This window comes from Bordetella saccharivorans (assembly GCF_045862855.1).
GTDB classification, from domain to species: domain Bacteria; phylum Pseudomonadota; class Gammaproteobacteria; order Burkholderiales; family Burkholderiaceae_B; genus Bordetella_A; species Bordetella_A petrii_F.
Genome location: NZ_BAAFZO010000001.1, coordinates 720,140 through 744,517, shown reverse-complemented (window position 1 = coordinate 744,517; position 24,378 = coordinate 720,140). Strand labels below are relative to the sequence as shown.

The following is a 24,378-nucleotide window of genomic DNA, read 5'->3' as shown; positions in this document are numbered from 1 at the left end:
GGCCATGACGCAAGACGAACAGATGACAACGGTCATGAACCTGAATGGCGCGCGCCGCGAGGTCGAGGCGCACGAGCAGCGCTTCCTGCTCGATATCCTGCGCAACGAGCTGGGCCTCAAGGGCTCGCATTACGGCTGCGGCGAGGGCAATTGCGGCGCCTGCATGGTGCTGGTCGACGAGGTGCCTGTCTATGCCTGTAACACGCCGCTGTGGTCGGTGGCCGGCAAGCAGGTGGTGACCGTGGAGGGCCTGGCCAGCCTGCCCGCCGGCGCCCGGCTGCAGCGCGCCTTTGTCGAGCATGGCGCGGCGCAATGCGGCTACTGCACGTCCGGCATGCTGGTGGCGGGCGCCGGGCTGCTGGCCCGGCAGCCCTCGCCCGACGGCAAGGAGATCCGCGCGCACATGGCCCGCAACCTGTGCCGCTGCGGCAGCCACCTGCGGGTGATCCGCGCCATCAGCGCCGCGGCGGCCGATACCGATGCGGGAGGCGCGCGATGAAACCGGCATTCGCGCCGCTCGCATCGGACGACGGCATGCCCGTCAGCCTGAAGGGCAATCCCAGGCTGTCGACCTGGCTCGAGGTGCGCGACGAGGAGGGCGGGACCATCTCGATCCGCTCGGGCAAGGTCGAGCTGGGGCAGAACATCCTGACCGCGCTGGCGCGCATCGCCGCGCGGGCGCTGGGCGTGCCGATGGCGCGCATCCGGATGGCGCCCGCCCGCACCGGCCTGAGCCCCGATGAATCGGTGACCTCGGGCAGCCTGTCGGTCCAGCATTCCGGCATGTCGCTCCGGATGGCGTGCGGCCACGCGCGGCGGCTGTTCGCCGCGCATGCCGCCGCCGTGGCCGGCGTCGACGTGGCGGCGGTCCGCGTGCGCGATGGCGTGTTCCTGGCCGGCGACCGGGCGCTGGGCAGCTACTGGACCCTGGCCGGGCAGGTGGACCTGGACGTGCCGGTCGAGCCGGCCCCGCCCGACGCGGCCGGGGCGCGGCTCGCCGCCGTGCAAGAGGCGGCAGGCCCCGCGCTCGGTCTGGCCGACAAGGCGCACGGCCGGTTCGGTTTCATCCACGACATGGCGGCGCCCGCCATGCTGCATGGGCGCATGCTGCGTCCGCCGTCCATCGGGGCGCGGCTAGAGCACCTGGATGCGGGCGCCGCACAGGGCCTGGCCTGCCCCGTGCAGGTCGTGCGGGATGGCTCGCTGGTCGGCGTGCTGGCCGAACAAGAGCATGTTGCCGTCATGGCGGTGGAGCGCCTGGCGGCATCGGCGCGGTGGCGCGAGCAGGCCTGCCTGCCGGCGCAGGAGGAATTGCCGGCATGGCTGCGGCGCCAGACCTGCGACACCACGGTCTACCGGCAGGACATTCCCGCCGCGACGCCTGGCGCGGCGGTCGCGGCCACCTATACCGCCGATTACTTCAAGCCCTTCATCAAGCATGCCTCCATCGGGCCGTCCTGCGCGCATGCCTGCGCGCGCGAGGACGGCGCGCTGCATGTATGGACGCACGCGCAGGGCATCTACAACCTCAGGGACGATCTCGCCGTCGCGCTGGACCTGGCGCACGACCGCATCGTCGTGGAGCATGTGCCGGGGGCGGGATGCTACGGGCACAATGGCGCCGACGATGTCGCCTTCGACGCGGCCTGGCTGGCGCGGCATGCGCCGGGGCGCCATGTGCGCGTGCAGTGGTCCCGCGCGGACGAGCTGTGCTGGGCGCCGCAAGGCCCGCCGATGTCGGTGCGGCTGCAAGTGGATGTGGACGCCCGGGGCCGCATACTGGACTGGCGCGCCGATGTGTGGAGCCCCGGCCACAGCCTGCGGCCCGGTCGGGCGCCGACGCCGACCCTGCTGGGCAGCTGGCACCGGGAGCACCCCAGCCCGTGGCTGTCCGCCATCAACGCGCCGATCGCCGCGGGCGGCGGCGCCGAGCGCAATATCATCCCCTGCTATGACATCCCGTGCAGCGCGCTGTCCTCGCACCGGGTGGTGCGCATGCCGGTGCGCACGTCTTCGCTGCGCTCGCTGGGGGCCTTCGCCAATGTGTTCGCCATTGAAGCGATGATCGACGACATCGCGCGCGCCCACGCGATCGACCCGGCCGACTACCGGCTCGGCATGCTGTCCGATGCGCGCGCCGTTGCCGTCATCGAGGCCGTGCGCGACATGAGCGGCTGGGACGGCCGGCACGGCCGCGACGGCGATAGCGGCTGGGGGATGGGGTTCGCGCGCTACAAGAACAAGGGCGCCTATTGCGCCGTCGTCGCGCGCGTGTCGGTGGCGGAAAAGGTCAGCGTGCATGACTTGTTCATCGCCGTGGACGTCGGCGAGGTCATCGATGCGGACGGCGTGACGCAGCAGATCGAGGGCGGCGCGATCCAGGCCTGTTCCTGGGCCCTGATGGAGCAAGTGCGCTTCAACGACCGGCGGCTGACCGACGACCAGTGGGAACAGTATCCGATCATCCGGTTCCCCGACATTCCCGACGTGCGGGTGCGGATCCTGTCCAGGCCCGACCAGCCGGCGGCGGGCGCGGGCGAGCCGTCGCTCGGTCCCACCGCCGGCGCCATCGGCAACGCGGTGCGCGACGCGCTGGGGCTGCGCGTGGCGGTGCTGCCGCTGGATTTCGACAACATCGCGCGCGCCATCGAGGCGCAGGCATGATGCGCGTACAACTGAAGGAGCATGAATGAAGCTGTCCATCTTGAGCGGAGGCGCCGCCCTGGGCCTGGTCGAGCACGTCCGCGCCCGGTTCGAGGCCGAGGCTGGCTGCCGGATCGAGGGCGAGTTCGGCGCCGTGGGCGCCATGAAGGAAAAGCTGCTGGCGGGCGCCGAGTGCGATATCGTGATCCTGTCGCGCAAGCTGGTCGACAGCCTGGCCGGCGAGGGCAAGGTCCGGCCCGCCAGCATTCGCGACCTGGGAGTGGTGAGCACCGGGGTGGGCGTCAAGGCGGGCAGCCCGCCCGTGGCGGTGGATACGCCGGAGGCCTTCGGGCGCGCCCTGCTGGATGCCGACGCGGTGTATGTGCCGGACATGCAGCGCTCCACCGCCGGCCAGCACATGCAGCAGGTCTTCCGGCAACTGGGCGTGCTGGACGCCGTCGCGGCGAAGGTCAGGGAGTTTCCCAACGGCGCCACGGCCATGAAGGCCATGGCCGAGGCGTCCGGCCGGCCGGTGGGCTGCACCCAGATCACCGAGATTCTGTACAGCCCCGGGGTGCAGGCCGTCGGCCTGCTGCCCGCGGGCTGCGAGCTGGACACGGTGTACACCGCGGCCGTGACCACGGACGCGCGCGAGACGGCCCTGGCGGGCCGGCTGATCGACCTGCTGGCCGGCCGCGACCTGGACGCCTACAAGAATGCGCATGGGTTCAGGGTCTGAACCCGGCCGCCGGCGTTGCTTGGCGCGACGGCAATTGTCAACCAGAGAGGAAACGAAGTGAGGCTAGCTGCATATGAAGAGCGGGGCGTTCCCCGCATCGGCATTGTGTCGGAGGATGGCGGATCCATCCGTCCCCTGGACCTGGACGGCGTGGATCCCGGGGCCGGCATCCTGCCCTTGATCACCGCGCAGATCCCCCTGGCCGAGCTCGCCGGCCGGGCGGGCCCCGCGCAGCCGCTGGGCGGGCTGCGCCTGCGCGCGCCGGTGCCGCGTCCGCCGCGCAATGTCTTCTGCGTGGGGCGCAATTACCATGAGCACGCCAACGAGTTGTCCGGCTCCATCTTCAAGGACAGCAAGGACGGCGAGGCATGGCCCATCATTTTCTCGAAGGTGCCCGAGTCGGTCGTGGGGCCCGCCGACGATGTGCGCCTGCCCGAGGGAATTTCCTCGGAGATCGACTACGAGGCCGAGCTGTGCGTGGTGATCGGCAAGCAGGGCAAGAACATTGCCGCGGCTGACGCGGCCGGCTACATCTACGGCTACACCATCGTCAACGACGTGACCGCCCGCGATGTGCAGCAGCGCCACCGCCAATGGCACCTGGGCAAGTCGTTCGACACGTTCTGCCCCATGGGTCCCTGGATCGTCACGGCCGACGAGCTGGACGCCGGCAATCTCGATATCCGCTGCCTGGTCAACGGCGAGGTCCGGCAGTCGGCCAATACGCGCGACCTGATTTTCGACCTCGGCGCCATCATCGAGAACTGCTCGCGCGGCATCACGCTGTATCCCGGCGACGTCATCGCGACGGGCACGCCGGCCGGCGTCGGGATGGGCATGGATCCGCCGCGCTTCCTGAAGCACGGCGACGTGGTGCGGGTCGAGATCGAGGGCATTGGCTACATCGAGAACGTGTTCAAGGTATAGTGTATGGACGCCGCCCGTGGGCGGCGTCCATCCCAGGAATACCAGCCATCCCGTGTGAAATGCCATGAGCAGCCAGGTGCTCTCGTCCGCGCTCGAGCAACCCTGCACGCAGGGCACCCCGGCAGCAGATCCGGCGCGCCCGGAGGGCTCCGCGACAGCCTTCGCGCCCGCCGGCTCGCAGGCCGCCAGGCGGTTCCTGCAGGCCCTTGGCGAACAACTCTCGAGCGGCGCGCTGCCGCCCGGGGCCCGGCTGCCGGCCGAGCGCGCGCTGGCCGAGCAATTCGGCATCTCGCGCGGCACCGTGCGCAGGGCGCTCAAGCAACTGGAAACCGAAGGCCGGGTCGTCAGCGTGCGCGGCAGCGGCACGTTCGTGCAGCCGATGTCCGACGGCCTGGCGGCGCCGGCCGGCCTGCCCAGGCTCGCCAGCCCGGCCGAGCTGCTGGAGGCGCGCCTGTACATCGAGCCCCTGCTGCCGGAACTGATCGTGCGCAACGCGCGCGCCGATGACTTCCTGGCCATGGAGCAGTGCCTGCGCCGGGCCGAGCAGGCCGGCACCATGGCCGAATTCGAGCAGCTGGACCACGAATTGCACCGGCTGTTTGCCGTGGCCACGCACAACTCCTTCTTCATCCATATCCTGGACCTGGTCGGCAAGGCCCGCACGGACGGCGGCTGGGGGGTCCTGAAAGAGCGCAGCTACACGCCCGAGCGGCATCGCCAGTACATGGCGCAGCACCGCGCCATCGTCGAGGCGCTCAAGAACCGCGACCTGGACCAGTCGCGCAGGCTGATCACCGAGCACCTGGTGCTGATCCGCAAGAACCTGTTCGGCGACTGACCCGGCCGCGCCGCCGTTCCGGCCCGCCCCAGGGGCGGTAAAATCAAGGTTTTCCCGCCTGTCTGCAGATCCCATGTCCGCCCCGCTCGCCTCCATCGCCCCCGGCTCCGCCCCGGAATCCTTCGGCATCGCCTCGGTGGCCGAGATCATCGCCGAATTGCGCGCCGGCCGCATCGTCATCCTGGTCGACGAAGAAGACCGCGAAAACGAGGGCGACCTGGTCATGGCCGCCGAATTCGTCACGCCCGAAGCCATCAATTTCATGGTCACCCACGGCCGCGGCCTGGTGTGCCTGACCCTTACCGAAGAACGCTGCCGCCAGCTCGACCTGCCGCTCATGGCCAGCCGCAACGGCACCCGCTACGGCACCAACTTCACCCAGTCGATCGAGGCCGCCGAAGGCGTCGAGACCGGCATCTCGGCGGCCGACCGCGCCCACACCATCCGCGTGGCGGTGACGCGCGACGCCAAGCCCAGCGACCTGGTCCAGCCCGGCCACATCTTCCCGGTGCGGGCGGTGCCCGGCGGCGTGCTGGTGCGCGCCGGCCACACCGAGGCCGGCTGCGACCTCACCGCCATGGCGGGCCTGACGCCGGCCGCCGTCATCTGCGAGATCCTCAACCCTGACGGCACCATGGCGCGCCTGCCCGACCTGGTCCGGTTCGCGCGCCAGCACGACCTGAAGATCGGCACCATCGCCGACCTCATCCAGTACCGCAGCGAGCACGAATCGGTCGTGCAGCGCGTGGGCGAGCGCCCCATGCACACCGCCTGGGGCGAGTTCCGCGCCGTGGCCTACAAGGACACCGCCAGCGGCTCGGCGCACCTGGCGCTGGTGCACGGCGCCATCGACCCGCAGGCCGAGACCCTGGTGCGCGTGCACGAGCCGGCCTCCATCCTCGACGCGCTCGACACCGGCGCCACCGCCCACAGCTGGGGCGTGGGCCGCGCGCTGCGCGCCATCGCCGAGTCGCCCGCGGGGGTGGTGGTGCTGATGAACTGCCAATCGTCCACCGAGCACCTGTTCCAGCAGATCGCCGGCTGGGCCGAGCCCGACCCGCGCCAGGCCAGCCGCGACGGCGACCGCTACGGGCTGCGCACCTACGGCATCGGCGCGCAGATCCTGCGCGACCTGAACGTCGGCCGCATGCGGCTGCTGGCGCGCCCGCGCAAAATGCCCAGCATGGCCGGCTTCTCGCTCACCATTACGGGTTACGATTGCGACCCCTCCACCCCCGCCACCCAGACCAAGGCCGACACATGAATCCTTACATCCTTACCCCCGACCTGAACGGCGAAGGGCTGCACATCGGCATCGTGCGTGCCCGCTTCAACGAGGAAATCGGCCAGGCCGAGCTGGACGCCTGCCTGCAACAGCTGGGCGAGATGGGCGTGGACGAGCGCGACATCATGGTCGTCTCGGTGCCCGGCGCGCTCGAACTGGGCGTGGCGCTGTCGCACATGGCCGAGACCTTCGAATTCGACGCGCTCATCGCCCTGGGGGCGGTCATCCGTGGCGAGACCTATCATTTCGAGGTGGTCAGCAACGAGATGGCGCGGGCGATTTCCCGCATTTCCCTGGAAACCGGCATTCCGGTGGCCAACGGCGTCCTGACCGTCGATACTGACGAGCAGGCGCAGGCCCGCGCCGCGGGCAAGGGCCGCGACTGCGCCCAGACGGCCGTCGAGATGGCCAACCTGGTGGCGGCGCTCGAGCCCGAAGAAGACGACGAAGACGAGGACGAAGATTTTGACGACGAAGAAGACGACCGCCGCTGATAGCGCGGCGCAGGCGCGCGCCAGCGCCCGCAGCGCGCGCCGCCGCGCCCGCGAGTTCGCGCTGCAGGGGGTGTACGCCTGGCTGCTGCGCGGCGGCGAGGGCACGCAGGACGCCGGCGAAATCGACGCGCACCTGCGCGATGCCGACGATTTCTCCGAAGCCGACGCGCAGTGGTTCAAGACGCTGCTGCACGGCGTGCTGCGCGAGGCGCCCGGCCTGCGCGAACGCTTCACGCCCTATATCGACCGCCCGCTCGACGAGCTCTCGCCGGTCGAGCACGGCATCCTGCTGATCGGCAGCTACGAGCTGGCGCACCACCTCGAAGTGCCCTACAAGGTCGCCATCAACGAGGCGGTCGAGCTGGCCAAGTCGTTCGGCGGCACCGACGGCTTCAAGTTCGTCAACGGGGTGCTCGACAAGCTGGCCGCCGATGTCCGCGCGGACGAGGTGCGGGCCGCGGCGGCGCAACGGCGCCAGAGTTGACCCGCCGGGGCGGGCCGGCCGGCGTCCGCCCGCGCGCTGGCATGGAGACCATCGTGGCGTCCGAATTCGACCTGATCGCGCGTTACTTCACCCGGCCCGCGCCGGCCGGCATGCTGGGCGTGGGCGACGATTGCGCGCTGTTCCCGGTACCGGCCGGCATGCAGATCGCCACCAGCACCGACCTGCTCATCCAGGGCCGCCACTTCTTTCCCGACGTCGATCCGGCGGCGCTGGGACACAAGGCGCTGGCCGTCAACCTGTCGGACCTGGCCGCCATGGGCGCCCGCCCGATCGGCTGCGTGCTGGGGCTGGCCCTGCCGCAGGCCAGCGAGCCCTGGCTGGCCGGCTTCGCCCAGGGCTTCCACGGCCTGGCCGACCGGCACGGCTGCCCGCTGATGGGCGGCGACACCACCCGCAGCCCGCATGACCTGGCCATCAGCGTCACCGTGTTCGGCGCGGTCGCGCCCGAACGCGCGCTGCGCCGCGACGCCGCGCGCGCCGGCGACGACATCTGGGTGTCGGGCGCGCTGGGCGCCGCCGACATCGCCTACCGCCTGCTCGATGGCCAGTTGCCGGCCGACCCGCAACGGCTCGCCGCCACGCGCCGCGCGCTCGAATGGCCCGAGCCGCGCGTGGCCCTGGGGCAGGCGCTGGGCGGGCTGGCCCACGCCGCCATCGATATTTCCGACGGCCTGCTGCAGGACCTGGGGCATGTGCTCGAGGCCAGCGGGGTCGGCGCCCGCCTGGCGTATGCGGCCCTGCCGGTCGCGTCCTCGCTGCACGGCCTGGCGCCGGCGACGGTGTCGCGCGCGGTGCTGGGCGGTGGCGACGCCTACGAGCTGTGTTTCACGGCCGCGCCCGGCGATCGCGATCGCGTCCAGGCCGCCGCGGCCGCGGCCGGCGTGCCGGTGACCACCATCGGCCGCATCGACCCGCGCCCCGGCATCGTGGTGGCCGATGCCGATGGCCAGCCCCTTGCCGACCTGCCGCGCGGCTTCGACCATTTCCTTGCTTCCTGATCCATGTCCTCAGCTTCCGGCGATTCGTCCTCTCCCTCCATGAGCGCCCGGGCGCGCGTGACCTTTCCCCCGGCGCGCTGGGTGGCGCGCGACCCCGGCCGCCTGATTGCCTTCGGCTTCGGCAGCGGCCTGCTGCGGCCCGCCTCGGGCACCTGGGGCACGCTGCTGGCCTGGCTGATCTGGGCCGCCGCCGCGCCAGCCGCCTCGGACCTGGCCCTGGCGATCTTCCTGGCGGTGGCGTTCGCCCACGGCTGCTGGGCATGCCAGCGCGTGGCCCGCGAACTGCAGGTGCACGACCACGTCGGCATTGTGTGGGACGAGATGGTGGCCTTCTGGCTGGTGCTGTGGCTCACGCCCGACACCTTCGCCGCGCAGTTGCTGGCGTTCGCGCTGTTCCGCCTGTTCGATATTGCCAAGCCGCCGCCCATCAAATACTTTGATGCCAAGGTCAAGGGCGGCTTCGGCGTCATGTGGGACGACATCGTGGCGGCCGCCTATGCCTTGCTGGTCATGGCGATCATCGTGCGCCTGGGAGTCTTCGCATGAGTACGCAGCACAAGCCCGTGCCGGGGCTGGCGCCGGCCTCGCTGTCGCAGGCCCAGGCGCTGGGCCTGGCCGAACGCCTGGGGGCGGCCCTGCAACGCCGCGGCTGGGTGATGGGCACCGCCGAATCCTGCACCGGCGGCCTGCTGGCCGGGGCCGTCACCGCCGTGGCGGGTTCCAGCGCATGGTTCGAGCGCGGCTTCGTCACCTACAGCAATGCCGCCAAGGTGGCGGAACTCGGCGTGTCGGCCGACACCCTGGATCGCCACGGCGCCGTCAGCGAGGCGGTCGCGCTGGAGATGGCCAACGGGGTGCTGCTGGCCGGCTCCGGCATGCAGATCGCCGCCTCCACCACCGGCATCGCCGGCCCCGGCGGCGCCACGCCGGGCAAGCCGGTGGGCATGGTGTGCTTCGGCTTCGCCATGCGCGGCGCCGACGGCATTACCTCGCGCGCCTTCACGCAGGTGTTTCCGGGCGACCGCGCCCAGGTCCGCCAGGGGTCGGTGGTCTATGCGCTGCGCGGCTTGCTGGAGCTGATCGGCGAGCCGGTCAACCGCAGCCGGCCCTAGCGCCTGTTCCCTCCAGAAGCCCCAGCGGCCGCGCCTACCTGACCGCGTTGATCGCGTCGCGCAGCCCGCGCGCGGCGTCGGCCGCGGCCTGGCGCCAGTCGTCGGCGCCGCTGGCGTACAGGATGGCGCGCGAGGAATTGATCATCATGCCGGTGCCGGCCGCGCTGCGGCCGGCGTTCACGGTGGCGGTGATGTCGCCGCCCTGCGCGCCGATGCCCGGCACCAGCAGCGGCACGGCGTCGCCGATGCGCTGCCGCACCGCGGCCAGTTCGTTGGGGAAGGTGGCGCCGACCACCAGGCCGCATTGGCCGTCGGCATTCCATTTGTCGGCCACCAGGCCGGCCACCCGCAGGTACAGCGGCTCGCCGTCGTCCAGCTTCAGGAACTGCAGGTCCGAGCCGCCCGGGTTCGAGGTGCGGCACAGCACGATCACGCCGCGGTCTTTCCAGCCCAGGTACGGTTCGATGGAGTCCAGCCCCATGTAGGGGCTGACCGTCAGCGCATGCGCGCCGTAGCGTTCATAGGCTTCGCGCGCGTAGTGCTCGGCGGTCGAGCCGATATCGCCGCGCTTGGCGTCCAGCACGATGGGCAGGCCGGGGTGGCGCGCGCGGATGTGCTCGCACAGCGCCTCGAGCTGGTCTTCGGCGCGATGGGCGGCGAAATAGGCGATCTGCGGCTTGAAGCTGCAGGCGTAGGGCGCGGTGGCGTCGACGATTTCGCGGCAGAACTGGAAGATGGCGTCGGGCTTGCCGTCCAGCTCGCGCGGAAAGCGCTGCGGATCCGGGTCCAGCCCGACTTGCAGCAGGGTGTTGCCGGCCGCCCAGGCCTGTTCGAGTTTTTGAATGAAAGTCATGGATTCAGTGCAGTTTGACCCGCGGGTGCGTGCGCCGCATGAGCAGGCGCGCCAGCGCCAGCGTGGCGGTGCGCCAGGTGCCCAGCACGGCGTGGTGGTGCATCAGGTGCAGGCTCATGTACATCAAGCGCGCCAGTGTACCGCTGACGAACAGGCCGCGGCCGGCCAGCTTGCCCATCAGGCTGCCCACCCCGGCGTCCTGCCCCAGCGAAACCAGCGAGCCATGGTCGCGGTACACATACGCGGCCTGCGGTTCGGCCTGGCCGCGGATGCGCGCGCCGATCTTGCGGCGCAGGTAGCTGGCCTGCTGGTGCGCGGCCTGGGCCCGGGCCGGCACGCTGCGGCCTTCGCCCATCGGCGCCGCGCAGCAGTCGCCCAGCGCCAGGATGTGCGGGTCGGGCGATTCCAGCCGTTCGTTCACCACCAGCTGGCCCAGCCGGTTCAGCGGCATGTCCAGCGAGGCCATCAGCGGCAGGCCCTGGATGCCGGCCGCCCACATGCACAGCGCCGCGTCGAATTCGCGCCCGTCGGCGGTCTTGACGCTGTGCGCGGTTACTTCGGCGACCCGGCAGTCGGTCTCGACCCGGATGCCCAGCTCGGTCAGGCGCGTGTGCGCGGCGCGCGAGATTTTCTCGGGCAGGGCGGCCAGGATGCGCGGCGCGCCTTCCACCAGGGTGATGACCAGGTCGCGGTCGGCCCGGAAATTCGGCAGGCCGTAGGCGGCCACGACGCCGCCGGCTTCGTGCAGCTCGACCGCCAGTTCGACGCCGGTGGCGCCGCCGCCCACGATCACGATATCCAGCCGGGCCGACGGATCGCGCACCTTGGCCTGGTCCACTTGCACCATGGCCTTGAGCATGGTCAGGCGGAATTCCTCGGCGTTCTCGGTGGTGTCGAGCGTCACCGCGTGCTGCGCGGCGCCCGGCGTATTGAAGAAGTTCGAGACGCTGCCCAGCGCCAGCACCAGGGTGTCATAGGGCAGCTCGCGCTGCGGCAGCACCATGTCGCCCTGCGCGTCGAGCACCTGCGCGATACTGACGGCGCGGCGCTCGCGGTCCACCGCCTGCAGCTCGCCCAGCGCGAACGTGAAGCCGCACAGGTTGGCCAGCATGAGGTACGACAGGCCTTCCTGGTAGATATCCAGGGTGCCGGCCGCCGCTTCGTGCAGCGAGGGCTTCCAGATGTGGATGGGGCGGCTGTCGACCAGGGTGACGCACTGCGGGCCATATGCGCGCCCCAGCTTGGCGGCCAGCTCCAGGCCGCCGGCGCCGCCGCCGACGATGACTACGCGATGCGCGGGGCCGGACGCCGGCCGGGATGTGTCGTTAGCCATGCGTCGAGTATAGAGGGATAGCCGCGGCGCGGGCTCATAAAAAGAAGCGGCTGATCGCCACGCCGGCCCAGACCGCCACGGTGAACAGCAGCATCAGCATGACCGCCGCGCTGCCGAGGTCCTTGGCCCGGCCCAGCAGGGTGTGGGTTTCCACCGACAGGGCGTCGGCCACGGCCTCGATGGCCGAATTGAGCAGTTCCACGACCAGCACCAGGATCACCGAGGCGATCAGGATGAACACCTCGTCGGTGGTGCGCCCCAGGAAGAACGCGGCCGGGATCAGCAGGATCGCCAGCGCCAGTTCCTGGCGGAACGCGGCCTCGTATTTGATGGCGGCGCGCAGCCCCTGCAGCGAATAGCGCAGCGCGTTGAGGATGCGGCGCAGGCCGCCGGAGCTCTTGTAGGGGGAGGGGTGCGGATGGTGGGACATGAAGGCGTCAGGTGGGCGATTCGTTCGGCGCGTCGTTTTTAACAGATTCGCATTGCCGACGTGGCGGCGCGGGCGCGCCGGCGGGCCTACGCGCAAACCCTAATTGTGACGGAAGCAGGCTTGGGCGCAAGATGCGGGAAATTGGTAAGGCCACTTTACCTTCTTGCCGCTTATATGCCCTTTCAGCCCATTGAGCCGCGCCGCCTGTACCGCCAGATCGCCGACCAGTTGCGGCTGCTGATCCAGGGCGGCGAATTCCCGGTCGGGGCGCGCCTGCCGCCGGAGCGCGACCTGGCGCTCAAGCTGGGCGTCTCGCGCCCGTCGGTGCGCGAGGCGCTGATCGCGCTGGAAGTCGAGGGCCTGGTCGAGGTGCGCATGGGGTCGGGCATCTACGTGCGCAGCCGGGTGGCGGCCGACAGCGTGGTGGCGGAAAGCCCGCTCGAGACCATCCGGGCGCGCCGCCTCATCGAGAGCGAGCTGGCGGCACAGGCGGCCGAACTGGCGCGGCCCGCCCAGGTGGCCGGGCTGCGCGAGGCGCTGCAGGCCATGCAAGAAGAGGCCGCCGCGGGGCAGGTGCCGATCCAGGGCGACCGCCTGTTCCACTTGCGCATCGCCGAGATATCCGGCAATTCCGTGCTGCTGCGGGTGGTGGGCGAGCTGTTCGACGAACGCCACAACCCGCTGTCGGTCAAGCTGGGCGATTACTTCGAGAACCCGGCCAGCTGGGAGGCCGCCATCGCCGAGCATCAGCGCGTCGTCGAGGCGATCGCCGCCGGCGACGCCGCGCGCGCGCGCGAGGCCATGCACCACCACCTGTCGCGTTCGCACGACCGCCTCACCGCCAACTGGGCGCCCGCCGCCGACAAGGTGAAACCATGACGCTGGCCTGCAAGATACACGGCGCGCGCGACCTGCGCCTGGAACCCGACGAGCCGCCGCCGCTGGCGCCGCACGACGTCGAGCTGCGGCTGGGCGCGGCCGGCATCTGCGGGTCGGACCTGCACTATTACCTGCACGGGCGCGTCGGCGCGTTCGTCATCCGAGAGCCGCTCATTCCCGGCCACGAGGCGTCGGGCGTGGTGCTGCGCGCGGGCAGCGCGGTCACGCGCGTGCGCGCCGGCATGAAGGTCGCCATCAACCCTTCGCATCCGTGCGGCCAGTGCGACTACTGCCGCGCCGGGCGCGACAACCTGTGCCGCAACATGCGTTTCCTGGGCAGCGCCAGCGTCTATCCGCATGTGCAAGGCATGTTCCGCGAGCGCTTCGTGATGGGCGAGCGCCAGCTCACCCCCGTCGACGAAGACATCTCGCTGGGCGAACTGGCCTGTGCCGAGCCGCTGTCCATCGGCCTGCACGGCGTGAACCGCGCCGGGCCGCTGCTGGGCAAGACCGTGCTGGTCACCGGCGGCGGCACCATCGGCTGCATGACCGTCATCGCCGCGCGCCTGGCGGGCGCCGCGCGCATCGTGGTGGCCGACATCGCCGAGCGGCCGCTGCAGATGGCGCGCCAGGTGGGCGCCGACGATACCGTGCGCGTCGACGCCGCGGCAGCGGACGGCCTGGCCGGCCTGGCCGACGTGGCGATCGAGGCGGCCGGCAGTCCCGCCGCGCTGGGCACCTGCCTGGCGGCCGTGCGCCGCGGCGGGCGCATCGTCCAGGTCGGCACCTTGCCGGCCGGGGGCATGCCGTTCCCCGCCAACGACATCATGGCGCGCGAACTGGACTATGTCGGCGCGTTCCGCGCCGGCATCGAATTCGACTGGGCCGTCACGTTCCTGCGCACGCGCAGGGTCGATGTGCGGCCGTTGATGAGCGCGCAGTTGCCGCTCGAACGCGCGGCCGAGGCCTTCGAACTGGCCGCCGACCGCGCGCGCAGTACCAAGGTGCAGCTCGTATGTGAATCCTGACCACCACCAAAGGCAGCGGCAACCGATAACAACACGCCGCCACCTGCTCAACCTCACGAGAGGAGACAACGATGAAGCAAGGCAATGCCGTCAAGGCGCTACTGGCCGCCGTCGCGCTGGCCGCAACGGGTAGCGCGCTGGCCCAGACCAAGCTGAAGTGGGCGCACGTGTACGAGACTTCCGAGCCCTTCCATACCAGTTCGGTGTGGGCGGCCAAGGAAATCGAGAAGCGCACCAATGGCCGCTACCACATCGACGTTTACCCGGCCTCGCAGCTCGGCAAGGAAAACGACATCAACCAGGGCCTGACGCTGGGCACGGTGGACATGATCATTTCCGGCTCCAGCTTCGCCGCCAAGAGCTTCCCGCGCATCGGCGTCACCTACTATCCCTACACCTTCCGCGATCCCGAGCACCTGCTGGCCTACACCAAGAGCGATATCTACAAGACGCTGACTCAGGGCTACCAGGAGAAAAGCGGCAACCACATCGTCGCCACCACGTATTACGGCACGCGCCACACCACTTCCAACCGCCCCTTCACCACCTGCCCGGAAATGCAGGGCCTGAAGATGCGCGTGCCCGACGTGCCGGCCTACCTGGCGATGCCGCGCGCCTGCGGTGCCAATACCTCGCCGATCGCCTTCGCCGAAGTCTACCTGGCGCTGCAGAACGGCACCGTCGAGGCGCAGGAGAACCCGCTCACCACCATCGAGGCCAAGAAGTTCTACGAGGTGCAGAAGAATATCGTGCTGACCGGCCACATCGTCGACCATCTCAACACGGTCATCTCCGGCAAGCTCTGGAAGAGCCTGTCCGAGGAGGACCGCAAGATCTTCGCCGAAGTGGCCCAGCAAGCCGCCGCCACCGCGTCGGTGGAAGTCGCCAAGCGCGAGAAGGAGCTGGTGGAGGTGTTCCGCCAGAAGGGCCTGAACGTGGCGGAAGTCGACACGGCGGGCTTTCGCGACACCGTGCTGAAGAAAGTGCCGTTCGAGCAGTACGGCTACGAGAAGGCCGACTGGGACCAGATCCAGGCCGTCAAGTAAGCGTAAGCGCGCCGCCGGGCTGGCGTCGCGCCGGCCTGGCCGGCCAGCAACCGACAGGGGAATGCCATGCACATCGACAGCGGGGCCGCGCCGCCGGCCATGGCCCAGTACCGGGGCGAGGACGGGCGCGCCGCGGCTGAATCGCACCAGACCACGGTCGAGTCCATCGTCCACAGTTTCGAAGAGGCCGACGAACAGCAGCAGCATGTCAGCCTGTCCGGCTACGCGTTCGAGGACTGGTTCTGCCTGGCCCTGTTCTGGGTCATGGGGGCGCTGGTCTTCCTGCAGTTCTTCACGCGCTACGTGCTCAACGATTCGTTCGCCTGGACCGAGGAACTGGCCGTCTACGCGCTGATCGGCGTGGTGTTCATGGGCTCGGCCATGTGCGTGCGGATGTGCCGCCACATCCAGGTGGATTTCCTGTACCGCTACCTGCCCAAGGGCCTGGCGCGCGTGCTGGCCACCCTGATCGATGGCCTGCGCACGGTGTTCTTCGGCTATGCCGTCTGGCTGGTGTACCGCTACATCGACCTGGTGGGCGTGGAGCCCATGACCACCATCTTCTGGAACAAGGCGTATGTGTACTGGCTGGCCCTGGCCGGCTTCGTGATGATGTTCGTGCGCTCGGTGCAGGTCAGCGTGCAGAACTGGCGCCAGGGGTATTCCGCGCTGGAGAACCCCGCCGCCTACCAGAGCCAGGACTGACGCGCCGCGCGCGACGAGGAGCCAGTATGGGAATCTTGATCGGAACCTTCTTGTTGTTGATGATCTTCGGCGTGCCGGTGGCTGTCTCGATGGCCGGCGCCTCGCTGTTTTTCGTGCTGTGGTCGGGCAGCGTGCCCGACGTGGTGGTGGCCCAGCGCATGATCGCCGGCGTGGAGTCGTTCCCGCTGCTGGCGGTGCCGTTCTTCATCCTGGCCGGCAACCTGATGAACATCGCCGGCATCACCGGCCGCATCTACAACTTCGCGGTCGCCCTGGTGGGCTGGATGCGCGGCGGGCTGGGCCAGGTGAATATCGTCGGGTCGGTGGTGTTCGCCGGCATGTCGGGCACCGCCATCGCCGACGCGGCCGGCCTGGGCACCATCGAGATCAAGGCCATGAAGGACCATGGCTACCAGACCGAGTTCGCGGTGGGCGTCACCGCGGCCTCGGCCACGCTGGGCCCCATCCTGCCGCCGTCGCTGCCGTTCGTCATCTACGGCATGATGGCCAATGTGTCGATCGGCTCGCTGTTCCTGGCCGGCGTGGTGCCCGGCGCGGTGCTGACGCTGCTGATGATGTTCACCGTGGCCTATTTCGCCCGCAAGAACAACTGGGGCGGCGACGTGCCGTTCAACTGGAAGCGCCTGGGCGGCGCCTCGGTGGAAGTGCTGGTGGTGCTGGCCTTCCCGTTCACCATCTGGCTGATGACGCGCTATGGCATGTCGGCCAATGTCGCCACCCTGGTCGCATTCGCGGCGCTGCTGGCGGCCGACTGGTACTTCGATTTTTCGGCCGTCATGGCGCTGATGGCGCCGGTGATCCTGATCGGCGGCATGACGATGGGCTGGTTCACGCCCACCGAGGCTGCGGTGGCGGCGGTGATCTGGGCGCTGTTCCTGGGCCTGGTGCGCTACCGCTCCATGACCCTGCGCACGCTGGCCAAGGCCACCTTCGACACCATCGAGACCACCGCGTCGGTATTGTTCATCGTGACCGCCGCCTCGGTGTTCGCCTGGCTGCTCACCACCACCCAGGCCGCCCAGGCCCTGACCGACGCCATCCTGGCCGTGACCGACAACAAATGGGTGTTCCTGCTGCTGGCCAACGTGCTGATCCTGGTAGTGGGCTGCTTCATCGACACCATCGCGGCCATCACCATCCTGGTACCGATCCTGCTGCCCCTGGTGCTGAAGCTGGGCATCGACCCGATCCACTTCGGCCTGGTGATGACGCTGAACCTGATGATCGGCTTGCTGCATCCGCCGCTGGGCATGGTGCTGTTCGTGCTGGCGCGGGTCTCGAAGCTGTCGGTGGAGCGCACCACCATGGCGATCCTGCCGTGGCTGGTGCCGCTGTTTCTCGCGCTGATCGTCATCACCTACCTGCCCGGCGTCAGCATGTGGCTGCCCGATCTGGTGGGCGGACGCTGATGGCGGGATTCGTCGCCGGCGCGGCCGCCGGCTGTTGACCTGTATCGAGGAGTTCCTGGCATGGCTGGCAGATTGGAAGGAAAAGCCGCGTTCGTGACCGCGGCCGGACAAGGCATCGGCCGCGCCACCGCCCTGGCGTTCGCCCGCGAGGGCGCGCGGGTTGTCGCGACCGACCTGAACCCGCAGTCGCTGCACGACCTGGCCGGCTGCGCGACGCAGGTGCTCGACGTGACCGATGCGCAGGCGGTGGCCCGCGCGGCGGCCGAGGCCGGTCCGGTGGACGTGCTGTTCAACGGCGCCGGCTTCGTGCATGCCGGCACCATCCTCGACTGCGATGAAGCGGCCTGGGATTTTTCCTTCGACCTGAATGTGCGCGCCATGTACCGGCTGATCCGCGCCTTCCTGCCCGGCATGGTCGCGCGCGGCGGCGGTTCCATCGTCAACATGGCCTCGGTGGCCTCCAGCGTGAAGGGCGCGCCCAACCGCTTCGTGTACGGCACCACCAAGGCGGCCGTCATCGGCCTGACCAAATCCGTGGCGGCGGATTTCGTGGGGCAGGGCGTGCGCTGCAATGCCATCTGCCCCGGCACGGTCGAGTCGCCTTCGCTGCGCCAGCGCATTGCCGCGCAGGCGCGCGCCAGCGGCCAGAGCGACGCCGCCGTGGAAGCCGCCTTCGTGGCCCGCCAGCCCATGGGCCGCATCGGCCGCGCCGAGGAGATCGCCGCCCTGGCGGTCTACCTGGCCAGCGATGAATCGGCGTTCACCACCGGCACGGCCCAGGTCATCGACGGGGGCTGGTCCAATTGAGGTCCGCGCACACGCAATTACCTGTATCACCACGAGGAAACCACTGATGAAACTGATGCGATATGGCGCCAAGGGCGCCGAGAAGCCCGGCCTGGTCGACGCGCAGGGCCGCGTGCGGGACCTGTCCGGCACGATCGCCGACATCACGGCCGACACGCTCACCGAAGCCGGCCTGGCGCCGCTGCGCGCCCTGCAGGCGGAAGCGCTGCCGGTGGTCGAGCGGCCCGGCCGCATCGCGCCGCCGTGGCGCGGCATGGGCAAGTTCGTCTGCATCGGGCTGAACTACGCCGACCACGCGGCCGAGTCCGGCTTGCCGGTGCCGCAGGAGCCGGTCATTTTCATGAAGACGACCAGCGCGGTGATCGGCTGCAACGATGCGGTCGTGCTGCCGCGCGACTCGCGCAAGAGCGACTGGGAGGTCGAGCTGGGCGTGGTCATCGGACGCCAGGCGCGCTATGTGGCAGAAGCCGATGCGCTGGCCCACGTGGCCGGCTACTGCGTCGTCAACGACCTGTCCGAGCGCGAATACCAGATCGAGCGCGGCGGCACCTGGGACAAGGGCAAGGGCTGCGACACTTTCGGCCCGGTGGGGCCCTGGCTGGTCACGGCCGACGAAGTGGCCGACCCGCAGGCGCTGGACCTGTGGCTGGAAGTCAACGGCAAGCGCATGCAGAACGGCAACACGCGCACCATGGTGTTCGGCGTGGCCCAACTGGTCAGCTACGTCAGCCGCTTCATGACGCTGTATCCGGGCGATTTGATCAGCACCGGCACGCCGCCGGGCGTGGGCATGGGCCAGAAACCCGCCGCCGTGTATCTGCAGCCGGGCGACGTGATGCGCCTGGGTATCGCCGGCCTGGGCGAACAGCAGCAGCGCGTGCACGCGTGGGATCCGGAACTGATCGACGGCTAGGTCGATCCACCTGAACAGGAGCCCACGCCATGGACGCGCCCGGCGACAATCCCGTCATCCGCATTCACCCCGCCGACAACGTCGTCATCGCGCGGCGCCAGCTGGTGGGCGGCACGCCGCTGCCCGCCGAAGGCATCAGCGTGGCCGGCCTGGTGCCGCCAGGCCACAAGGTGGCCGTGCGCGCCATCGCCGCCGGCGAGCCGGTGCGGCGCTACAACCAGGTCATCGGCGTGGCGCGCCAGGACATCGCGCCCGGCCAGCACGTGCACACGCACAACCTGGCGTTCTCCGATTTCGAGCGCGACTATGCGGTGGGGCGGGACGCGCATCCCACCCGCTACGTCGCCGAGCCGGCCGGCTTCCAGGGCATCGTGCGTCCCGATGGCCGCGTCGCCACGCGCAACTATATCGGCGTGCTGACCTCGGTGAATTGCTCGGCCACGGTGGCGCGCGCCATCGCCGACCATTTCCGGCGCGATATCCGGCCCGAGGCGCTGGCGGCCTATCCGCATGTCGACGGCGTGGTGGCGCTCACGCACGGCGCCGGCTGCGCCACCGGCAGCGACGGCGAGCCGCTGCGGGTGTTGCGCCGCACCCTGGGAGGCTACGCGCGCCATCCCAATTTCGCCGCGCTGATGGTGGTGGGGCTGGGCTGCGAAACCAACCAGATCGGCGGCCTGATGGAACAGGAGGGCTTGCAGCAAAGCGGCCGCCTGCAGACCTTCAGCATCCAGGGCACGGGCGGCACGCGCCGCGCCGTGGCGCGCGGCATCGAACTGGTCGAGCGCATGCTGGAGGACGCCAACCGCGCGCAGCGCGTGCCGGTGCCCGCCAGCCACCTGACGGTCGGCCTGCAATGCGGCGGCTCGGACGGCTACTCGGGTATCAGCGCCAACCCTGCGCTGGGCGCGGCGGTGGACCTGCTGGTGCGCCACGGCGGCGCCGCCATCCTGTCGGAGACGCCGGAAATCTACGGCGGCGAGCACCTGCTGACGCGCCGCGCGGCGTCGCCGGCGGTTGCCGACAAGCTGCTGGCGCGGCTGCGCTGGTGGGAAGACTATTGCGCCCGCAACGATGCCGAGATGGACAACAACCCGTCGGCCGGCAACAAGGCGGGCGGCCTGACCACCATCCTGGAGAAATCCCTGGGCGCCATCGCCAAGAGCGGCACCTCCAACCTGGTCGATGTGTATGAATACGCGCAGCCCGTCACGGCGCGCGGCCTGGTGTTCATGGACACGCCCGGCTACGACCCGGTCTCGGCCACCGGCCAGGTGGCGGGCGGCGCCAACCTGATCTGTTTCACCACCGGGCGCGGTTCGGCCTATGGCTGCGCGCCGGCGCCCTCGTTGAAGCTGGCCACCAATACCGAGTTGTGGCGGCGCCAGGAGGACGACATCGACATCAATTGCGGCGAAGTGGTGGACGGCAGCAGCGATGTGCAGGCCATGGGCGAGCGCATTTTCCGCCTGATGCTGGATACCGCGTCCGGGCGCCGCAGCAAGAGCGAGATCCACGGCTACGGGCAGAACGAATTCGTGCCCTGGCAGCTGGGGGCGGTGATGTAGCGTCATTTCCGGCGCGCGGCGCGGGGCCGCGCGCCCAGTTCACGCAAACGGGTTCTTCATGAAGATCAGCAATGCACGCGTCATCGTCTGCAGTCCAGGCCGCAACTTCGTCACGCTCAAGATCGAGACCGACGAGGGCCTGACCGGCATCGGCGATGCCACGCTGAACGGCCGCGAGCTGGCCGTGGCCAGCTACCTGGCCGACCACGTGGCGCCCTGCCTGATCGGGCGCGACGCGCACCAGATCGAGGACATCTGGCAGTTCCTCTATCGCGGCGCCTACTGGCGGCGCGGGCCGGTCACCATGTCCGCCATCGCGGCGGTCGACACGGCGCTGTGGGACATCAAGGCCAAGGCGGCCGGCATGCCGCTGTACCAGTTGCTGGGCGGGCGCAGCCGCACCGGCGTGATGGTCTACGGCCACGCCAACGGCCGCGACATCGACGAGACCGTCGACGAGGTGCTGCGCTACCGCGACATGGGCTATCGCGCCATCCGCGCGCAGAGCGGCGTGCCCGGGCTGAATGCCGTGTACGGCGTGGGCCGCGGCCGCATGTTCTACGAGCCGGCCGACGCCGACCTGCCCTCCGAGCACGACTGGAGCACCGAGAAATACCTGGACCACGTGCCGCGGCTGTTCGAGCGCGTGCGCGACGCGGTGGGGTGGGACACTCACCTGCTGCACGACGTGCACCATCGCCTCACGCCGATCGAGGCCGGCCGGCTGGGCAAGTCGCTCGAGCCCTACCGGCTGTTCTGGCTGGAGGACGCCACCCCGGCCGAGAACCAGGAGGCGTTCCGGCTGATCCGCCAGCACACCGTCACGCCACTGGCGGTCGGCGAGATCTTCAATACCCTGTGGGATTGCAAGGACCTGATCCAGAACCAGCTGATCGACTATATCCGCGCCACCGTGGTGCATGCCGGCGGCATCACGCACCTGCGCCGCATCGCCGACCTGGCGGCGCTGTACCAGGTGCGCACCGGCTGCCACGGCGCCACCGACCTGTCGCCGGTGTGCATGGGCGCGGCGCTGCATTTCGACTTGTGGGTGCCCAATTTCGGCATCCAGGAGTACATGCGCCATACCGACGAAACCGACGCGGTGTTTCCGCACGCCTATACCTTCGCCGACGGCATGCTGCACCCGGGCGAGGCGCCGGGCCACGGCGTGGAGATCGACGAGAAACTGGCCGCCAGGTATCCGTACCAGCGCGCCTACCTGCCGGTCAACCGGCAGGCCCACGACGGCACGCTGTGGCACTGGTAGCGCCATGGCCGGCCGACTGAACGCCGCCAGCCTGGCCGGCCTGCCGGCCGACGTGGCGCGCCCCGCCTACGACCGGCGGCGGCTGCGCGCCGGCATCGTGCACCTGGGCATGGGCGCCTTCCACCGCGCTCACCAGGCGCCCGTGACCGACCTGGCCCTGGCCGCCAGCGGCGACCGGCGCTGGGGCATTGTCGGCGTATCGTTGCGCAGTCCGGCGACGCGCGACGCGCTGGCGCCGCAGGATGGCTTGTACACGCTGTCGCTGCGCGACGTCGACGCGGCGGGCCGGCCGCGCGAGGCGCTGGCGGTGATCGGCGCGGTGCGGCGCGTGCTGGTGGCGGCCGAGGACCCCGCCGCGGTGCTGGCGCAGATCGCCCATCCCGACACGCGCATCGTCAGCCTGACCGTGACCGAGAAGGGCTATTGCCACGAGCCGGCCACGGGAAGGCTGCGCGGCGATGACCCCGACATCATCCATGACCTGGTCCGCCCCGACGCGCCGCGCAGCGCCATCGGCATGCTGGTGCATGGCCTGCGGGTGCGCCATGCGGCCGGCCGCGGGCCGGTCACGCTGCTGTCGTGTGACAACCTGCCCGCCAACGGCGACACGCTGCGCGGCCTGGTGCTGGAGTTCGCGGCCGCCGTCGCACCGCGCCTGCGCGACTGGATCGCGCGCCACTGCACGTTTCCCAATTCCATGGTTGACCGCATCGTGCCGCGCAGCTCCGACGACGACCGGCGGCGCATTGCCGCGCGCCTGGGCGTGGCCGACGCCTGGCCAGTGGTCGGCGAGCCGTTCCTGGAATGGATCATCGAGGACCGCTTCGCCGCCGGGCGGCCCGCCTGGGACCAGCCCGGCGGCGCGCGTTTCGTGGCCGACGCCGCGCCCTTCGAGCGCTTGAAGCTGCGCATGGTGAACGGGCCGCATTCGGCGCTGGCGTACCTGGGCGTCTCGGCCGGCTTCGCCACGGTCAGCGAGGCCGTCGCCGAGCCCGCGCTGCGTGGCTACCTGGACGCCTTGATGCGCGACGAGATCGCGCCCACGCTGCCGGCCACGCCGGGCCTCGCGCCCGACGCGCTGCGCGCCCGCCTGCTGGCGCGCTTCGCCAATCCGGCGCTGCCGCACCGCTTGCAGCAGATCGCCATGGATGGCTCGCAGAAGCTGCCGCAGCGCCTGCTGGACACCTTGCGCGACCGCCTGCGCGCCGGCGCGGGCTTCGAGCGGCTGGCGCTCGCCGTGGCCGCCTGGCTGCAATACCTGGGCGGCCACGACGAACGCGGCGCGTCCTACCAGATCGAGGACCCGCTCGCCGCCGAACTGCGCGCCCGCGTGGCGGCGGCGGGCGAGGGCGCCGCCGCCGATGCGGCGCGCGCACGCGCCCTGGTCAGCTATGCGCCGGTATTCGGCGACCTGGCCGGCCATGCGGCATTCGTCGATGCCGTGGCGCGCCACGCATCCATCATGCGGCGGCATGGCGCGCGCGCCGCCGCCCGGGAGGCCCTGTGAACGAGACTTCTGCCGCCGCGGCGCCGCATTGCAGCGCCGCGCCCGCGCTGCGCGAGTGGGCGCGGCGCTGCCTGCACGCGCTCGACGTGCCGTCCGACGACGCGGCCTGCCTGGCCGACAGCCTGGTGCAGACCAGCCTGTGGGGCATCGACTCGCATGGCATCGCGCGCCTGCCGCATTATCTCAACCGCCTGGCGCACGGTTCGATCTTGCCACGCCCCGCCGTGCGCATCGTGCGCAGCGGCCCCGCCACCGCGCAGGTGCATGGCGGACAGGGGCTGGGCATCGTGGTGGCGCACCGCGCCAACCGCCTGGCCATGGAGATCGCGCGCGAGACAGGGGTGGCGGCCGTGGGCGTCAGCGACTCCTCGCATTGCGGCGCGGTCGGCCTGTACAGCCGCGCGGCCGCGGAGGCCGGGCTGGTCGGCCTGGCGTTCACGCATGCGGATTCCATTGCCGCGCCGTTCGGCGGCCACGCGCCGTTCCTGGGCACCAACCCCATCTCCATCGCGGTCCCGCGCCAGGACGGGCCGCCGGTGTGCCTGGACATGGCCTCCACCGCCATTCCGTGGAATCGGGTCATGAACGCGCGCCGCGAGGGCCATGCGCTGCCGCCCGGCGTGGCACTGGACGCGGACGGCCGCGAGGCCACCGATCCGCGCGCGGCGCGGGCGCTGCGGCCGCTGGGCGGCGCGCAGCAAGGCTACAAGGGCTACGGGCTGGCGCTGATGATCGAGCTGCTGTGCGGGCCGCTGCATGGCAACCCGTATGGCCCGCATATCACGCCCATGTACGAGCAACTGGACGAGCCGCGCCGGCTGGGCGCCTTTTTCATCGTGCTGGATCCGCAGCGTTTTGCCGGCGGCGCGCAATTGGCGGCCGTGGTGGCGCTGATGGCCGCCGAACTGGCCGCGCAGCCCGGCCAGCCACGCATGCCGGGTGACCCGGAACAGGCGGCGGAGGCGGCGCGCCGACGCGGCGGCATCCCGGTCGAGCCGGGTTTGTGGCGGGAATTTCTGCACTGGAGTGAACGGCTGGGCACGGCGCCGCCCGCTTGCGCCTGAGCGG

General features: G+C 70.4%; 25 protein-coding genes. 22 read left to right on the top strand and 3 right to left on the bottom strand.

Features of this window, described 5'->3' with window-relative positions:
* The first annotated feature begins 4 nt into the window (after nt 1-4).
* The 11 genes from ACKTT0_RS03580 (at nt 5) to ACKTT0_RS03530 (ending at nt 9,541) form a co-directional block, all read left to right on the top strand.
* Nucleotides 5-499: a (2Fe-2S)-binding protein gene (locus tag ACKTT0_RS03580; RefSeq protein ID WP_407848183.1), complete on the top strand. Its 495-nt coding sequence runs from the start codon at nt 5-7 to the stop codon at nt 497-499.
* On the top strand, nt 496-2,664 hold the full coding sequence (locus tag ACKTT0_RS03575) for a molybdopterin cofactor-binding domain-containing protein (RefSeq protein ID WP_407848181.1): 2,169 nt from the start codon (nt 496-498) through the stop codon (nt 2,662-2,664). Before ACKTT0_RS03580 ends, ACKTT0_RS03575 begins: the two co-directional genes overlap by 4 nt.
* Nucleotides 2,665-2,689: 25 nt before the next feature.
* Nucleotides 2,690-3,382, top strand: coding sequence for a molybdate ABC transporter substrate-binding protein (locus ACKTT0_RS03570; RefSeq protein ID WP_407848179.1), 693 nt, complete (start codon nt 2,690-2,692; stop codon nt 3,380-3,382).
* 57 nt (nt 3,383-3,439) lie between these two features.
* Nucleotides 3,440-4,309, top strand: coding sequence for a fumarylacetoacetate hydrolase family protein (locus ACKTT0_RS03565; RefSeq protein ID WP_407848177.1), 870 nt, complete (start codon nt 3,440-3,442; stop codon nt 4,307-4,309).
* 64 nt (nt 4,310-4,373) lie between these two features.
* Nucleotides 4,374-5,147: a FadR/GntR family transcriptional regulator gene (locus ACKTT0_RS03560; RefSeq protein ID WP_407848176.1), complete on the top strand. Its 774-nt coding sequence runs from the start codon at nt 4,374-4,376 to the stop codon at nt 5,145-5,147.
* A 73-nt stretch (nt 5,148-5,220) separates the two neighbouring features.
* Entirely contained in the window at nt 5,221-6,411 is a 1,191-nt protein-coding gene (gene ribBA / locus ACKTT0_RS03555) for a bifunctional 3,4-dihydroxy-2-butanone-4-phosphate synthase/GTP cyclohydrolase II (protein ID WP_407848174.1), read from the top strand.
* On the top strand, nt 6,408-6,926 hold the full coding sequence (gene ribH, locus ACKTT0_RS03550) for a 6,7-dimethyl-8-ribityllumazine synthase (RefSeq protein ID WP_028352575.1): 519 nt from the start codon (nt 6,408-6,410) through the stop codon (nt 6,924-6,926). Before ribBA ends, ribH begins: the two co-directional genes overlap by 4 nt.
* Nucleotides 6,898-7,410, top strand: coding sequence for a transcription antitermination factor NusB (nusB, locus tag ACKTT0_RS03545; protein ID WP_094807562.1), 513 nt, complete (start codon nt 6,898-6,900; stop codon nt 7,408-7,410). Before ribH ends, nusB begins: the two co-directional genes overlap by 29 nt.
* 41 nt (nt 7,411-7,451) lie before the next feature.
* Nucleotides 7,452-8,429 carry a thiamine-phosphate kinase gene (gene thiL / locus ACKTT0_RS03540; RefSeq protein ID WP_407848171.1) on the top strand — a complete coding sequence of 326 codons (978 nt, stop codon included), beginning with the start codon at nt 7,452-7,454 and terminating at the stop codon, nt 8,427-8,429.
* A 39-nt stretch (nt 8,430-8,468) separates the two neighbouring features.
* Nucleotides 8,469-8,975 (top strand): phosphatidylglycerophosphatase A family protein, encoded by a 507-nt coding sequence (locus tag ACKTT0_RS03535; RefSeq protein ID WP_407852376.1) that lies wholly within the window; start codon nt 8,469-8,471, stop codon nt 8,973-8,975.
* Nucleotides 8,972-9,541: a CinA family protein gene (locus ACKTT0_RS03530; protein WP_407848170.1), complete on the top strand. Its 570-nt coding sequence runs from the start codon at nt 8,972-8,974 to the stop codon at nt 9,539-9,541. The genes ACKTT0_RS03535 and ACKTT0_RS03530 overlap by 4 nt, the downstream gene beginning before the upstream one ends.
* A 34-nt stretch (nt 9,542-9,575) precedes the next feature.
* On the opposite strand, the gene pyrF is transcribed toward ACKTT0_RS03530, so the two are convergent.
* The 3 genes from pyrF to ACKTT0_RS03515 are packed head-to-tail and all read right to left on the bottom strand — an operon-like array spanning nt 9,576 to nt 12,157.
* The gene (gene pyrF, locus ACKTT0_RS03525; protein ID WP_407848169.1) at nt 9,576-10,394 is read right to left on the bottom strand and encodes an orotidine-5'-phosphate decarboxylase; all 819 of its coding nucleotides are present in this window, start codon (nt 10,392-10,394) and stop codon (nt 9,576-9,578) included.
* A gap of 4 nt (nt 10,395-10,398) precedes the next feature.
* Nucleotides 10,399-11,727: an NAD(P)/FAD-dependent oxidoreductase gene (locus tag ACKTT0_RS03520; RefSeq protein ID WP_407848168.1), complete on the bottom strand. Its 1,329-nt coding sequence runs from the start codon at nt 11,725-11,727 to the stop codon at nt 10,399-10,401.
* Between the two features lie 34 nt (nt 11,728-11,761).
* Nucleotides 11,762-12,157, bottom strand: a complete 396-nt coding sequence (locus tag ACKTT0_RS03515; protein WP_028352568.1) for a diacylglycerol kinase — start codon at nt 12,155-12,157, stop codon at nt 11,762-11,764.
* 174 nt (nt 12,158-12,331) lie between these two features.
* Here ACKTT0_RS03515 and ACKTT0_RS03510 point away from each other — a divergent pair, with 174 nt between their 5' ends.
* The 11 genes from ACKTT0_RS03510 (at nt 12,332) to ACKTT0_RS03460 (ending at nt 24,374) form a co-directional block, all read left to right on the top strand.
* Nucleotides 12,332-13,036: a FadR/GntR family transcriptional regulator gene (locus ACKTT0_RS03510; RefSeq protein WP_407848167.1), complete on the top strand. Its 705-nt coding sequence runs from the start codon at nt 12,332-12,334 to the stop codon at nt 13,034-13,036.
* The gene (locus ACKTT0_RS03505; protein WP_407848165.1) at nt 13,033-14,064 is read left to right on the top strand and encodes an L-idonate 5-dehydrogenase; all 1,032 of its coding nucleotides are present in this window, start codon (nt 13,033-13,035) and stop codon (nt 14,062-14,064) included. The genes ACKTT0_RS03510 and ACKTT0_RS03505 overlap by 4 nt, the downstream gene beginning before the upstream one ends.
* 71 nt (nt 14,065-14,135) lie before the next feature.
* A complete protein-coding gene (locus tag ACKTT0_RS03500) occupies nt 14,136-15,110 on the top strand; it encodes a sialic acid TRAP transporter substrate-binding protein SiaP (RefSeq protein WP_407848163.1) in 975 nt (324 codons plus the stop codon).
* A 66-nt stretch (nt 15,111-15,176) separates the two neighbouring features.
* Complete coding sequence (locus ACKTT0_RS03495) at nt 15,177-15,815, top strand: TRAP transporter small permease (RefSeq protein ID WP_407848161.1); 639 nt, start codon at nt 15,177-15,179, stop codon at nt 15,813-15,815.
* Between the two features lie 26 nt (nt 15,816-15,841).
* Nucleotides 15,842-17,245, top strand: a complete 1,404-nt coding sequence (locus tag ACKTT0_RS03490) for a TRAP transporter large permease (RefSeq protein ID WP_407848159.1) — start codon at nt 15,842-15,844, stop codon at nt 17,243-17,245.
* Nucleotides 17,246-17,305: 60 nt separating this feature from the next.
* On the top strand, nt 17,306-18,052 hold the full coding sequence (locus tag ACKTT0_RS03485) for an SDR family oxidoreductase (protein WP_407848157.1): 747 nt from the start codon (nt 17,306-17,308) through the stop codon (nt 18,050-18,052).
* A gap of 46 nt (nt 18,053-18,098) precedes the next feature.
* Nucleotides 18,099-18,965 (top strand): fumarylacetoacetate hydrolase family protein, encoded by an 867-nt coding sequence (locus ACKTT0_RS03480; RefSeq protein ID WP_407848155.1) that lies wholly within the window; start codon nt 18,099-18,101, stop codon nt 18,963-18,965.
* A gap of 29 nt (nt 18,966-18,994) precedes the next feature.
* Complete coding sequence (locus ACKTT0_RS03475; RefSeq protein WP_407848154.1) at nt 18,995-20,533, top strand: UxaA family hydrolase; 1,539 nt, start codon at nt 18,995-18,997, stop codon at nt 20,531-20,533.
* Nucleotides 20,534-20,591: 58 nt separating this feature from the next.
* Nucleotides 20,592-21,803, top strand: a complete 1,212-nt coding sequence (gene manD / locus ACKTT0_RS03470; protein ID WP_028352559.1) for a D-mannonate dehydratase ManD — start codon at nt 20,592-20,594, stop codon at nt 21,801-21,803.
* Between the two features lie 4 nt (nt 21,804-21,807).
* Nucleotides 21,808-23,310 (top strand): mannitol dehydrogenase family protein, encoded by a 1,503-nt coding sequence (locus ACKTT0_RS03465; RefSeq protein WP_407848152.1) that lies wholly within the window; start codon nt 21,808-21,810, stop codon nt 23,308-23,310.
* Nucleotides 23,307-24,374: an Ldh family oxidoreductase gene (locus ACKTT0_RS03460; protein WP_407848150.1), complete on the top strand. Its 1,068-nt coding sequence runs from the start codon at nt 23,307-23,309 to the stop codon at nt 24,372-24,374. The genes ACKTT0_RS03465 and ACKTT0_RS03460 overlap by 4 nt, the downstream gene beginning before the upstream one ends.
* The last annotated feature ends 4 nt before the right edge of the window (nt 24,375-24,378 follow it).

Coding starts and splice junctions, on each gene's coding strand:
- ACKTT0_RS03520 (WP_407848168.1), bottom strand. CDS start 11,727: ATGGCTAACGACACATCCCGGCCGGCGTCCGGCCCCGCGCATCGCGTA.
- ribH (WP_028352575.1), top strand. CDS start 6,408: ATGAATCCTTACATCCTTACCCCCGACCTGAACGGCGAAGGGCTGCAC.
- ACKTT0_RS03475 (WP_407848154.1), top strand. CDS start 18,995: ATGGACGCGCCCGGCGACAATCCCGTCATCCGCATTCACCCCGCCGAC.
- manD (WP_028352559.1), top strand. CDS start 20,592: ATGAAGATCAGCAATGCACGCGTCATCGTCTGCAGTCCAGGCCGCAAC.
- ACKTT0_RS03490 (WP_407848159.1), top strand. CDS start 15,842: ATGGGAATCTTGATCGGAACCTTCTTGTTGTTGATGATCTTCGGCGTG.
- ACKTT0_RS03575 (WP_407848181.1), top strand. CDS start 496: ATGAAACCGGCATTCGCGCCGCTCGCATCGGACGACGGCATGCCCGTC.
- ACKTT0_RS03465 (WP_407848152.1), top strand. CDS start 21,808: ATGGCCGGCCGACTGAACGCCGCCAGCCTGGCCGGCCTGCCGGCCGAC.
- ACKTT0_RS03530 (WP_407848170.1), top strand. CDS start 8,972: ATGAGTACGCAGCACAAGCCCGTGCCGGGGCTGGCGCCGGCCTCGCTG.
- ACKTT0_RS03510 (WP_407848167.1), top strand. CDS start 12,332: ATGCCCTTTCAGCCCATTGAGCCGCGCCGCCTGTACCGCCAGATCGCC.
- ACKTT0_RS03505 (WP_407848165.1), top strand. CDS start 13,033: ATGACGCTGGCCTGCAAGATACACGGCGCGCGCGACCTGCGCCTGGAA.
- ACKTT0_RS03535 (WP_407852376.1), top strand. CDS start 8,469: ATGAGCGCCCGGGCGCGCGTGACCTTTCCCCCGGCGCGCTGGGTGGCG.
- thiL (WP_407848171.1), top strand. CDS start 7,452: ATGGAGACCATCGTGGCGTCCGAATTCGACCTGATCGCGCGTTACTTC.
- ACKTT0_RS03570 (WP_407848179.1), top strand. CDS start 2,690: ATGAAGCTGTCCATCTTGAGCGGAGGCGCCGCCCTGGGCCTGGTCGAG.
- ACKTT0_RS03480 (WP_407848155.1), top strand. CDS start 18,099: ATGAAACTGATGCGATATGGCGCCAAGGGCGCCGAGAAGCCCGGCCTG.
- ribBA (WP_407848174.1), top strand. CDS start 5,221: ATGTCCGCCCCGCTCGCCTCCATCGCCCCCGGCTCCGCCCCGGAATCC.
- ACKTT0_RS03495 (WP_407848161.1), top strand. CDS start 15,177: ATGCACATCGACAGCGGGGCCGCGCCGCCGGCCATGGCCCAGTACCGG.
- ACKTT0_RS03580 (WP_407848183.1), top strand. CDS start 5: ATGACGCAAGACGAACAGATGACAACGGTCATGAACCTGAATGGCGCG.
- ACKTT0_RS03560 (WP_407848176.1), top strand. CDS start 4,374: ATGAGCAGCCAGGTGCTCTCGTCCGCGCTCGAGCAACCCTGCACGCAG.
- ACKTT0_RS03515 (WP_028352568.1), bottom strand. CDS start 12,157: ATGTCCCACCATCCGCACCCCTCCCCCTACAAGAGCTCCGGCGGCCTG.
- pyrF (WP_407848169.1), bottom strand. CDS start 10,394: ATGACTTTCATTCAAAAACTCGAACAGGCCTGGGCGGCCGGCAACACC.
- ACKTT0_RS03485 (WP_407848157.1), top strand. CDS start 17,306: ATGGCTGGCAGATTGGAAGGAAAAGCCGCGTTCGTGACCGCGGCCGGA.
- ACKTT0_RS03500 (WP_407848163.1), top strand. CDS start 14,136: ATGAAGCAAGGCAATGCCGTCAAGGCGCTACTGGCCGCCGTCGCGCTG.